Raw genomic sequence first — 13,097 nt, forward strand, 5'->3', positions numbered from 1 at the left:
GTTGTGCCTGATACACCATATGTAACGGTTTTACTGCCGGTTCCCGGCAGATCGCGAACAAGTTCGCTCCCACGCCCTACGGGCAGAAGCAAAAGCGGATTTGTGCCTAACCCTGAACGCTGTCACGACACTCAGCCGCTCCACGCCACAACAAACCTTTCTAAATATTTCCCCGCCAATTCGTTCTTGTTGATACGACCCCGCCCGACGGTCAGCCCCATTCAGCAAGGATTCCACCCATGAACCCCGAACACGCCCAGAAACTCGCTCGTCGTTTTGTCGAGTTGCCCCTTGAAAAACGTCGTCTGTTTCTCGATGGCATGCGCAAGGAGAACATGGATTTCGCGCTGTTCCCGATTCCCTCCTGTGCAGGGCTGGCCGAGCGCGACGGGCTGTCTTATGCCCAGCAACGCATGTGGTTTCTCTGGCAACTGGACCCGCACAGCGCAGCCTACAACCTGCCGATGTCGGTGTGCCTGAACGGCCCGCTGGAGTTGCCGCTGCTGGAGCGGGCGTTCAGTGCGCTGGTCGAGCGCCATGAAAGCCTGCGCACCACCTTCGGTCAGGAAGGCGAGCGGGCGTTTCAGCGTGTTGCGCCGCCCACGCCGGTAAACATCCGCCTGATCGACCTGAGCCCGCTGCCGCCCGAGCAGCGCTGGTCGAGCGCGCGGCAGGCGATGGCCGAGCAGTCGGCGCAGACCTTCGATTTGCAGCGCGGGCCGCTGTTTACCGTGCAGGTATTGCGCCTCGCCGAGCAAGAACATCTGCTGCTGCTCAACCTGCACCACATGATCACCGACGGCTGGTCGATGAACGTGCTGATCGATGAATGGCTGCGCGGTTACGACGCGTTGCTGGCCGGCAAGCCACTGCCCTTCCAGCCACTGGCTGTGCAGTACCGCGATTACGCTGTCTGGCAACGCAGCTGGCTGGAGGCTGGCGAACAAGAGCGCCAACTGGATTACTGGCGCAAGCATCTGGGCGAAGAACATCCGGTGCTTGAACTGCCCACAGACCGTCCGTACCCGGCACTGCCCAGCCATGAAGGCGCACGTCTGGAACTGTCGCTTGCGCCCGAGCTGCTGCGCAACCTGAAAAACCTCGCACAACGACAGGGCGTGACCCTGTTTGTGGTGCTGCTGGCGACGTTCAAAAGCCTGCTGCATCGTTACAGCGGACAGACCGACATTCGTGTCGGCGGCCTGATCGCCAACCGCACCCGCAGCGAAACCGAAGGCCTGATCGGCTGTTTCATCAACACCCAGGTATTGCGCAGCGAAGTCACGGCGCAGACGCGCTTTGTCGATTTGCTGCACACCGTGCGCAATGCCTCGACCGGTGCCCAGGCGCATCAGGAACTGCCATTCGACGCCATCATCGACGCCTTGCAGCCCGAGCGTAGCCAAAGCCACAACCCGCTGTTCCAGGTGATGTTCAACCACCAGCCAGTGGTGGCCGACGTGCTGGACAAGCAGCTGAGCGGCGGCCTGCGCGTGGCCAATCTGCCTGCCGAGCAACAAGCACTGGCCCAGCGCTCGCACGCCGCGGCCAGCGACCTGATGCTCGCCACCAGCGGTGAAGGCGAACAGCTGAACGCCGCCTTTACTTACGCCACCGATATTTTCGACCAGCCGACCATCGCTCGCCTGGCCGCGCATTGGCGCAACCTGTTGACGTCGGTCTGCGCTGACCCACTGCAGACCATCGCCGAGCTGTCGATGCTGTCGGCCGACGAGCGCACGCATTTGCTGGATGTCGACAGCGCCGTCAAGGCTGACACCGCCACCCCCGCGCATCGCCAGTTTGAAGCGCAGGTACAGCGCACGCCGGACGCACTGGCGCTGACCCTCGCCGGTGAAGGCCCGACGCCGAGGCTGACCTACGCCGAACTGAACGAGCGCAGCAACCGCCTGGCCTGGCAACTGCGCGAGCAGGGTGTTGGCCCGGACGTGCTGGTTGGCGTGGCGCTGGGCCGTTCGCTGGACATGCCTGTCGCGCTATTGGCCGTGCTCAAGGCGGGGGGTGCCTACGTGCCGCTGGACCTCGGCGCGCCGAGCGAGCGTTTACGTCATGTGTTGCAAGACAGCGGCCTGAAACGGCTGCTGACCCACAGCGAGCAGCGGCCGACGCTGCCTGAACTGGCTGGCGTTCAGTGCCTGTGCATCGATCAGATGAACAGCGAAGCAGCCAGCGCAGAAAACCCGGTTGTCGATATCGATCCGGCCAATCTGGCCTACGTGATCTACACCTCGGGCTCGACCGGCCGGCCAAAAGGCGTGGCGGTCAGTCATGGCGCGTTGGCCGAGTTCGTCACGCTGGGCGCGAATTACAGCGACCTGCGCGAAGGCGACCGGGTCCTGCAATTTGCCACGCAAAGTTTCGACGGCTTCGTCGAGCAGTTCTACCCGCCACTGTGTCGCGGCGCGGCCGTGGTGCTGCGTGACGAGCGTTTGTGGGACAGCGCCACCTTCCATCAAGCCATCGTCGAACATGGCGTGACGCTGGCGGACCTGCCGGCAGCCTACTGGCTGACGCTGGTTCAGGATTTCGCCGCAAGCCCGCCTGCGCATTACGGCGCGCTGCGGCAGATTCACGTCGGCGGCGAAGCGATGGCCGTCGAAGGCCTGCGCCTTTGGCAGCAGGCTGGGCTCGGGCAGGTGCGCCTGCTCAACACTTATGGCCCGACCGAGGCCACGGTGGTCTCGAGCATTCACGATTGCAGCGCGCTGACCCCGGAGCAGGTGTCGTGGCGCGGCGTGCCGATCGGCAAAGGCCTGGCGGGGCGTCGTTTGTACGTGCTCGACGACCAACTGAACCTGCTGCCACAAGGCGCGGTGGGTGAGCTGTACATCGGCGGCCCCGGTCTGGCGCGGGGTTATCACGCCCAGCCGGGCCTGAGCGCCGAGCGTTTTGTGGCGGACCCGTTTGCATCCGGGGAACGTCTGTACCGCACCGGCGACCGCGCCCGACTGCGCGCTGATGGCGCCATTGAATACATTGGCCGGGTCGATCATCAGGTGAAGATTCGCGGTTTCCGCATCGAACTGGGCGAAATCGAATCGCGCCTGCAGCAATGCTCAGACGTGCGCGAAGCCGTGGTGCTGGCGGTCGCGCTGGCCGGCAGTCTGCAACTGATTGCCTACGTAGTGCCGCAGGTTGCTGCGAACAGCGATGCCGAGCAACTGGCTGTGCGCCAGCGCATCAAGAGTCAGCTGCAAGCCAGCCTGCCGGATTACATGGTGCCGACGCATCTGTTGCTGTTGCCGGAACTGCCGCTCACGCCCAGCGGTAAACTGGACCGCAAGTCCTTGCCTGCGCCCGATTCAAGCCAGTTGCAAGCCCGTTATCGCGCGCCGCACAGCGAGGTGGAAACTTGCCTGGCCGCTATCTGGCAGGAAGTCCTGCACGCCCAGCAGGTCGGGCTGGACGATCACTTCTTCGAGCTGGGCGGCCATTCGCTGCTCGCCGCGCAGGTCATTGCGCGAATCAAGACCCGGCTTGGCGTCAGCCTGCCGCTGCGCGTGCTCTTTGAAAAGCCGCTGCTGGGCGAACTCGCCGCCGAAGTGGCGCTGCTGACCGACAACACAACGGATAACGACTGGAGCAACATGGACCAGTTCATGGATTCACTGGAGGAATTTGGCGCATGACCGGGACCACTGCTGCACGTATCGCGAAACGTTTTGTCGGCCTTTCGCTGGAACAACGCCAACAGTTCCTCGCCCGCTTGCGCCAGGAAGGCAAGGATTTCAGCCTGTTGCCGGTGCCGGTCAGTCGTCATGATTTCAGCGCGATCCCGCTGTCATTTGCCCAGCAACGTCTGCTGTTCCTCTGGCAGCTCGACCCGTTGAGCGACGCCTACAAGATGACCACCGGCCTGCGTCTGCAAGGCCCGCTGAACGAGTCGGCCTTGCGCCGCGCGTTCGATCACCTGATCGAACGCCACGAAGTATTGCGCACGGTGTTCCAGACCGATGGCGATCAGGCGCTGCAAGTGCTGCTGCACAACCAGACCATCGCGCTGGACAGCATTGACCTGTCGGTTCTGGCCGATAGCGAATTGCGTGACGCCGAACTGGCGCTGCAAGTGACCACGCTCACCGGTCAGCCGTTCGACCTGCGCACCGGCCCGCTGCTGCGCGCGCACCTGTTCCACCTCGCCAGCGACGAGCATGTGCTGGTGGTGAACATGCACCACATCGTCTCCGATGGCTGGTCGATGGACGTGATGATTCAGGAGTTTGTCCACTGTTATCAGGCTTATTGCGAGGGGCGCGAACCGAGCCTGCCGGCGTTGCCGCTGCAATACGCCGACTACGCCATCTGGCAGCGCCGCTGGCTGGAAGCGGGCGAGGGCGAGCGTCAACTGGATTACTGGCGCAGCCAGCTGGGCGACGAGCAACCGCTGCTGGACGCCGCGCAGGACTTCCCGCGCCCGGCCACGCAAAGCTTTCAGGGCGAGCACCTGCGCTTCGATTTCGGCGCTGAGTTGTCGCACCAGCTCAGCGCCTTCGCCCGCACCCAGGGCATGAGCCTGTTCATGCTGGTGCTGGCCGGTTTCTCACTGTTTTTGTCGCGCAAGGCCGGGCAGCGCGATATCCGCATCGGCGTGCCCAATGCCAACCGCGGTCGTGCTGAAACCGAAGGGCTGATTGGTTTCTTCATCAACACTCAAGTGCTGCGCTGCCAGATAGACGAGCGCCTGAGCTACCTCGATTTGCTGGCGCAGATTCGCGACACCTCGTTCGGCGCGCAGGCGCATCAGGACGTGCCGTTCGAGCAACTGGTCGATCACCTCGCGCCGGAGCGCAGCCTGGGGCATAACCCGTTGTTTCAGGCCAAGTTCAACCAGAACGTGGTCCTCAAGCAGAAAACCGCCCTCAAGCTGGCGGGGCTGGAGGTCAGCGAATACGCGTTTGAAAAGCAGGGCGCGCATTTTGATCTGGCGCTGGACATCACCGACGACGGCACGCTGATCCACGGTGACATGACCTACGCCAGCGACCTGTATCGGCGTGCGACCGCCGAGGGCTTCATCCCCGAATTGCTCGACCTGTTCAAGACCCTGCTCAATGCACCGGATGCGCCATTATTCAGCCTTGGCGCTCTTGCGGTCGAGCTGCCTGGCGAAGTGCGCGAGCCCGCGCCTCAGGTGCTGCAGCTCTGGGACCGGCAAGTCGAAAGCCAGCCCGATGCGCTGGCCGCCCGCTGCCTGGACCGCACCTTGAGCACGCGGGCGCTGGATCAGGCGGCCAATCAGCTGGCCCATCACCTGATCGGACTGGGTGTCCGCGAAGGCCAGCCGGTCGCGGTATTGATGGAGCGCTCGCTGGACTGGCTGACGGCGGTGCTGGCGATCTTCAAGGCCGGTGGCGTGTACATGCCGCTGGACGTCAAAGCCCCGGATGCGCGCCTGCAACAGATGTTGAGCAATGCACAGACCAAGGTGCTGCTGTGTGCCGAAGGCGATGTGCGTCAGACGTCACTGGATGTTGCCGGTTGTGAGGGCCAGGCCTGGACACCTGCGCTGTGGCAGAGCTTGCCGACCAGCCGTCCCGATATCGATTTGTCAGCCGACTCGGCGGCTTACGTGATTCACACCTCCGGCTCCACCGGCCAGCCCAAAGGCGTAGTGGTCAGCCAGGGCGCGCTGGCCAGTTACGTGCGTGGCGTGCTTGAGCAGTTGCAACTGGCCCCCGAGGCGAGCATGGCGCTGGTCTCGACCATCGCCGCCGACCTGGGGCATACCGTGCTGTTCGGCGCGCTGTGTTCAGGGCGTACGCTGCATGTGCTGACCGAGTCTCTGGGGTTCGACCCGGACGCCTTCGCGGCCTATATGGCCGAGCATCAGGTGGGCGTGCTGAAAATCGTGCCGGGTCATCTGGCTGCGCTGCTGCAAGCCGCTCAACCCGCCGACGTGCTGCCGCAGCATGCGCTGATCGTCGGCGGCGAAGCCTGTTCGCCAGCGCTGGTCGAGCAGGTGCGTCAGCTCAAGCCGGGTTGCCGGGTAATCAACCACTATGGCCCGAGCGAAACTACCGTTGGCGTGCTGACCCATGAGGTGCCTGCTTTATCCGAGTTGAATGCGATCCCCTGTGGGAGCGAACTTGTTCGCGAAGAGGCCGGCACAGGCTTGCAAAAGGCTGAGGCTCTACTACCGCCTTCGCGAGCAAGCTCGCTCCCACAAGAACCCGCCAAGGTGCCGGTCGGTAAGCCATTGCCGGGGGCCAGCGCTTACGTGCTGGATGACGTGCTGAACCCCGTCGCCACGCAGGTCGCAGGCGAGCTGTACATTGGCGGCGACAGCGTGGCGCGGGGCTACATCGGCCAGCCTGCATTGACTGCCGAGCGCTTCGTGCCAGACCCGTTCGCCCAGGATGGCAGCCGCGTTTACCGCAGTGGCGACCGCATGCGGCGCAATCATCAGGGCTTGCTGGAATTCATCGGCCGCGCCGACGATCAGGTCAAGGTGCGCGGTTATCGCGTCGAGCCCGCTGAAGTGGCGCGGGTGCTACTGAGCCTGCCTTCGGTCGCGCAAGTCAGTGTGCTGGCGTTGCCTGTCGATGAAGACGAATCGCGCCTGCAACTGGTGGCCTATTGCGTCGCGGTAGGCGGTGCCAGCCTGACTGTCGACAGCCTGCGCGAGCAACTGACGGCGCGCTTGCCCGACTACATGGTGCCCGCGCAGATCCTGCTGCTGGACAGCCTGCCGCTGACCGCCAATGGCAAGCTCGACAAGCGCGCGCTGCCAAAACCGGGCGTGATCAAACAGCGCTATACCGCGCCAGTTGGCGAGATCGAGGAAAAGCTCGCCGCCGTGTGGGCCGACGTGTTGAAACTGGATAAGGTCGGCAGCACCGACAACTTCTTCGAACTGGGTGGTGACTCGATCCTCAGCCTGCAAATCATCGCCCGCGCCAAGCGCCAGGGCATCAAACTCAGCCCCAAGCAGTTGTTCGAAAAGCAGACCATCGGCCAGCTGGCCTCTGTTGCCAAATTGATCGAGAAAAAGCCCGCTGCGGCGGCAGAGCAGATCAGCGGTTCGCTGCCGCTGCTGCCGATACAAGCACGTTTCTTCGAACTGGACATTCATGAACGTCAGCACTGGAATCAGGCGCTGATGCTCAAGCCTCTGCAAACGCTGGATGCAATCCACCTTCAAGCTGCGCTCACGGCACTGATCGAACAGCATGACGCGCTGCGCCTCGGTTTCACGCAGCAGAACGGCCAGTGGCGAGCCACGTTCGGCGCGCTGAACACTCGGGATTTGCTCTGGGTTCACGAACTGGACAGCCCTGAACGATTGACCGATCTGGCGAACGAAGCACAACGCAGCCTGGACCTGAAAAACGGTCCGCTGTTGCGTGCAGTACTGGTCAACATTCCGCACGGCGAGCAGCGTTTGTTGCTGGTGATTCATCATTTGGCGGTGGACGGCGTGTCGTGGCGGGTGCTGCTGGAAGACCTGCAACAGGCTTACGTCGCCCTGACGAAGGGACAGCCTGTGGTGTTGGCAGCGAAAACCACGTCGCTCAAGCGCCGGGCCGAGCAATTGCAGCAGTATGCGACCGGCCAAGTACTGGCGGCCGAGCGTGATTACTGGCAGCGCGCTTTGCAGGGCGACGATCAGCCGCTGCCTCGCGACAAGCCCGAAGGCTCGATGCGCACTCGCGACGCAGCCCATGCGTCGTCGTGGCTGAGCAAGGACCTGACTCACAAACTGCTGAAAGTCGCGCCTGCCGCTTACCGCACGCAGGTCAACGACCTGCTGCTGACCGCGCTGGCGCAAGTGCTCTGCGAGTGGAGCCAGCAGCCATCGGTGCTGGTGCAGTTGGAGGGGCATGGCCGCGAAGACCTGTTTGACAACACTGACCTCAGCCGCACGGTGGGCTGGTTCAGCAGCCTGTTCCCTGTCCGCCTTACCCCGCACATTGCGCCGGGTGTGAGCCTGTGCGGCATCAAGGAACAACTGCGCGCGGTGCCGAACAAAGGCATTGGTTACGGCGTATTGCGCCATATGGCTGACTCGACGTTTGCGCAGCCATTGGCCGCGCTGCCCCAGGCGCGAGTCACCTTCAATTATCTGGGCCAGTTCGACGGCAGCTTCAATGAGCAACAAGGCGCGTTGTTCGTGCCGAGCGCCGACAGTGTCGGCGTTGCGCTGTGCGAAGACGGCCCGCTGGGCAACTGGCTGAGCCTCAATGGTCAGGTGTTCGACGGCCAGTTGCAACTGGACTGGACCTTCAGTCGCGAGGTGTATCAGGCTTCGACCATCGACACCCTGGCGCGCCGTTACGAGCAGGCGCTGACCACGCTGATAGAGCACTGCATCGCCGGGCATCAGGGCGTCACCCCGTCGGACTTCCCGCTGGCGCACCTCACTCAGGCACAACTCGACGCACTGCCGATTGCGGCGGGCGAGATCGAAGACATTTACCCGTTGTCGCCGATGCAGCAGGGCATGCTGTTTCACTCGTTGTTTGACGAAGGCGCGGGCAACTACATCAACCAGATGCGGGTGAATATCAGTGGGCTGGATGTGCCGCGATTCCACAACGCTTGGCAATCAGCGGTCAATAATCACGAGGTGCTGCGCAGCTGTTTTGTCAGCCAGAGCGAGCAGTCGCTGCAAGTGGTACGGCGTCAGGTGACGCTGCCGTTTGTCGAGCTGGATGCGCGGGGCAAGCCAGAAAGCTGGCTGGACGACTGGGCGCAGGCCGACCGTCAGCAAGGTTTCGATCTGGCGCAAGGGCCGCTTTTACGCCTCGCGGTACTGCGCACTGCCGATGACCGCTGGCAGTTGATCTACACCAACCACCATATTTTGATGGACGGCTGGAGCAGCTCGCGGCTGCTGGGCGAAGTGCTGCAACGCTACAGCGGTCAGATGCCGCCGAAACAGGCCGGACGTTACCGCGATTACATCCAGTGGTTGCAGGATCAGGACGCTGATGTCAGCGAGCGCTTCTGGACCGCAGAGCTGGCCGAGCTGGATGAGCCGACCCGCCTGCTGCAAGCTTTCAAAACATCAATCGATCAGCAGGGCTATGGCGATTACATCCAGTTGATCGACGCCGACGGCACCCGGCGCTTGAGCGAGTTTGCCCGCGAACAGCACGTCACCCTAAACACGCTGGTGCAATCGGCCTGGCTGTTGCTGCTGCAACGCTACACCGGCCAGTCCAGCGTGACCTTTGGTGCGACGGTGGCCGGGCGTCCGGCTGAATTGTCGGGCGTCGAGGAGCAACTGGGCCTGTTCATCAACACCCTGCCGGTGATCGCCAGCCCGCGTTCGGAACAGACCGTCGGCGACTGGGTGCAGCAGGTGCAGGCGAAAAACATCGCCCTGCGCGAGCATGAACACACGCCGCTGTATGACCTGCAGCGCTGGGCGCGCAACAGTGGCGAAGCGTTGTTTGACAACATACTGGTGTTTGAAAACTACCCGGTGTCCGAAGCCTTGCAGCGTGCGCCTGAGGGCCTGGCCTTCAGCGAGCTGCGCAATCAGGAGCAGGCGCATTACCCGCTGACCCTGGTGGTCGAGGCCAACGACGTGCTGTCGGTACGTTTCAGTTACGACCGGCAACACTTCAGTGCCGAAGGCATTCTGCAACTGGCGGCGCACTTCGATCACCTGCTGCAGAGCCTTAGTGCATCAGCAACGACGCGTCTTGGCGAACTGGCCCTGCCAGCCATCTGGACGCAAAGTGTGCAGCGTTTTCCAAGCGAGCAGTGCGCCCATCAACGCATCGAAACCCAGGCAGAACGCACCCCGCAGGCCATTGCCCTGAGCTTGGGTGCCGAGCAATTGAGCTATCAGCAGCTCAACAGCCGCGCCAACCAGTTGGCCCATAAACTGCGCGAGCAGGGCGTAGGCCCGGATGTTCGGGTCGGGCTGGCGGCTGAGCGCAGTCTGGAGATGATTGTGGGGATGCTGGCGATCCTCAAGGCCGGGGGCGCTTACGTGCCGCTGGACCCGGATTACCCGCAGGATCGCCTGAGCTTCCTGATGCAGGACAGCGGTATCGAGCTGTTGCTGACGCAGACGCATTTGTTGGACCAACTGCCGATTCCTGCACACGTTCAAACCCTGAATCTGGCGGATGCGCTGGACGGTTACAGCACTGAAAACCCGGTCAATCAGACCTCGCCGGACAATCTGGCCTACGTGATCTACACCTCGGGCTCGACCGGCAAACCGAAAGGCACCTTGCTCGCTCATCACAACCTGATGCGCCTGTTTGCCGCCACAGATGACTGGTTCAACTTCAGCGAAAAAGACGTCTGGACGCTGTTCCACTCCTTCGCCTTCGACTTCTCGGTCTGGGAGATTTTCGGCGCGCTGCTGCACGGTGGCCGACTGGTCATCGTGCCCCGCGAAGTAACCCGTTCGCCGGAAGAGTTCCATGCGCTGCTGGTTGAACAGCAGGTCACGGTGCTCAACCAGACGCCATCCGCCTTCAAGCAGTTGATGCGTGTGGCCTGTGATTCCACTTCGGCGTTACCGTTGCAAAAAGTCATCTTCGGCGGCGAAGCGCTGGACGTCGCCAGCCTCAAACCCTGGTTTGCACGTTTCGGCGAGCAAACGCCACGACTGATCAACATGTACGGCATCACCGAAACCACCGTGCATGTGACCTACAGGCCCATAACCGAGGCCGACACGCAAAACCCGGCCAGCCCGATTGGCGAGGCAATCCCGGACCTGTCGTGGTACGTACTGGACGCCGATTTCAACCCGGTCGCTCAGGGTTGCAGTGGCGAGTTGCACATCGGCCATGCCGGTCTGGCGCGGGGTTATCACAACCGCGCGGCGCTGACTGCCGAGCGCTTTGTGCCGGACCCGTTCTCCAACGACGGCGGTCGTCTGTACCGCACCGGGGATCTGGCCCGCTATAAAACTGCCGGAACCATTGAATACGCCGGGCGTATCGACCATCAGGTCAAAATCCGCGGTTTCCGCATCGAACTGGGCGAAATCGAGACGCGGCTGCAAGCGCATTCGGCTGTGCGCGAAGGGGTCGTGCTGGCGCTGGAAGGTCAACTGGCGGCGTATCTGCTGCCGACTCAGCCTGATCAGGATCAGCAAGCGCTACGTGAAACCCTGAAAGCCGAGCTCCGGGCGCATCTGCCGGATTACATGGTGCCGACGCATTTCATCTTCCTCGATAAGCTGCCGCTGACCGCCAACGGCAAGCTGGACCGCAAGGCGCTTCCAGCGCCGGATGCCGGTCAGTTGCAAGTAGCCTACGTCGCACCGCAAGGCGCGCTGGAAGAACAGTTGGCGGCGGTCTGGAGCGACGTACTCAAGGTCGGGCAGGTCGGTCGCAGCGACAACTTCTTCGAACTCGGTGGTCATTCGCTGCTGGCGGTGCAGATGCTGGTGCGGGTTCGCGAGCAGTTGCAGCGCGAGGTCGGCCTCAAGGACCTGTTCGAGCAGCCGGTGCTGGCTGACTTCTGCGCCACGCTGCAAGAAAAAAATGGCGAAAGTGACCATGCACTGGACGAATTGACTAAATCACTGGAGGCACTCAAACGTTTATCAGCGGAGGAAATTGATAATTTGATTGCTTAGCAGGAGAAACCCCAGTGCAACAGTTGCTTGACTCCGTTAAATCGCTGTCCGCCCGTGAACGCAAGGCGCTGGCGATCCTGCTCAAGCGCCAGGGGGTGAATCTCTACGGGGTCACGCCGATTGCCCGGCGAGAGACGCAGGCCCCGTCTGCGCTGTCGTATGCGCAGCAGCGGCAATGGATCATCTGGCAACTGGAACCGCACAGCGCGGCCTACAACATTCCGCTGGCGCTGCGCCTGCATGGCACGCTGGATGTCGAGGCATTACGGCGTAGCGTCGAACACCTGATCGAGCGTCACGAAACCCTGCGTACCACGTTTGAACAGCAGGGTGACGAGGCGTTGCAGGTGGTGCATCCGGCGTCGCCGTTTGCGCTCGATGTTGATCAACTGGCACTGGGCGAAACGGTCGAAGGCTATGTCGATCAGGAAGTGCAGCGGCCTTTCGATCTGCAACATGGGCCGCTGTTGCGGGTCAGGCTGCTCAAACTGAGCGAGCAGGAGCACGTACTGGTGCTGACTCAGCACCACATCGTCTCCGATGGCTGGTCGATGCCGATCATGGTTGACGAGCTGATGCAGTGCTATCAGGCCGCTACGCTGGGCCGCGAAGCCGAATTGGCGCCGTTGCCGATCCAGTACGCCGACTACGCCCTCTGGCAGCGCAACTGGCTGGAAATGGGCGAGCAGGAACGCCAACTGGCTTACTGGACGCAGCAACTGGGCGATCAACAGCCGATTCTGGAGCTGCCCACCGATCGACCACGCCCGGCGCTGCGCAGCTACGACGGCGCGCGACTGAATGTCGAGCTGGATGCCGCGCTGCTGAATAACCTCAAGGCACTGGCGCGGCAGCAGGGCATCACCCTGTTCATGCTGTTGCTGGCGTCGTTGCAAACCTTGCTGCACCGCTACAGCGGTCAGGCCGACATACGCGTTGGTGTGCCCGTCGCCAACCGCACCCGCAGTGAAACCCAAGGGCTGATCGGCTTCTTCGTCAATACCCAGGTGCTCAAGGCCGAGTTCGGCACGCAGACCACCGTGGCCGACCTGCTGCAACAGATCAAACAGACTGCCGTGCAGGCCCAGGCCCATCAGGACCTGCCGTTCGAGCAACTGGTCGAAGCCTTGCAGCCGCAGCGCGACCTGAGCCGCAGCCCGCTGTTTCAGGTGGCCTACAACCACCAGAGCGAAGGCCACAACGAGGCTCGCGAACTGGCCGGTCTGCGCCTGGACTATCAGGTGTCCGACAAGCACACCGCGCAGTTTGACCTGACCCTGGACACCTGCGAACGCCAGAACGGCTTGGCCGCTTCGTTGACCTACGCCACCGACCTGTTCGACGCCACGACCATCGAGCGTATGGCCGGGCATTGGCGCAACCTGCTGAGCGGCATGTGCCGCGACGTCAAGCAGCGCATCGCCGACCTGCCGCTGCTGAGCGTTGAAGAGCGGCAGAACACCCTGCGCGACTGGAACCAGAATCTGGCGATTTACCCGACTGAGCAGTGCGCCCATCAACG

At 62.6% G+C, this 13,097-nt stretch carries 3 protein-coding genes; all 3 read left to right on the top strand.

The annotated features are described in order from the left end of the window. Positions 1-239 precede the first annotated feature (239 nt). A complete protein-coding gene (locus DW49_RS0104585; RefSeq protein ID WP_005617137.1) occupies positions 240-3,650 on the top strand; it encodes a non-ribosomal peptide synthetase in 3,411 nt (1,136 codons plus the stop codon). Continuing rightward, entirely contained in the window at positions 3,647-11,575 is a 7,929-nt protein-coding gene (locus DW49_RS0104590; RefSeq protein WP_024421101.1) for a non-ribosomal peptide synthetase, read from the top strand. The genes DW49_RS0104585 and DW49_RS0104590 overlap by 4 nt, the downstream gene beginning before the upstream one ends. A gap of 14 nt (positions 11,576-11,589) precedes the next feature. After that, on the top strand, positions 11,590-13,097 hold a 1,508-nt coding region (locus tag DW49_RS0104595), incomplete at its 3' end, for a condensation domain-containing protein (RefSeq protein ID WP_005617155.1).

The sequence above is a fragment of the Pseudomonas avellanae BPIC 631 genome (assembly GCF_000444135.1).
Taxonomy (GTDB): domain Bacteria; phylum Pseudomonadota; class Gammaproteobacteria; order Pseudomonadales; family Pseudomonadaceae; genus Aquipseudomonas; species Aquipseudomonas avellanae.

Coding starts and splice junctions, on each gene's coding strand:
- DW49_RS0104585 (WP_005617137.1), top strand. CDS start 240: ATGAACCCCGAACACGCCCAGAAACTCGCTCGTCGTTTTGTCGAGTTG.
- DW49_RS0104590 (WP_024421101.1), top strand. CDS start 3,647: ATGACCGGGACCACTGCTGCACGTATCGCGAAACGTTTTGTCGGCCTT.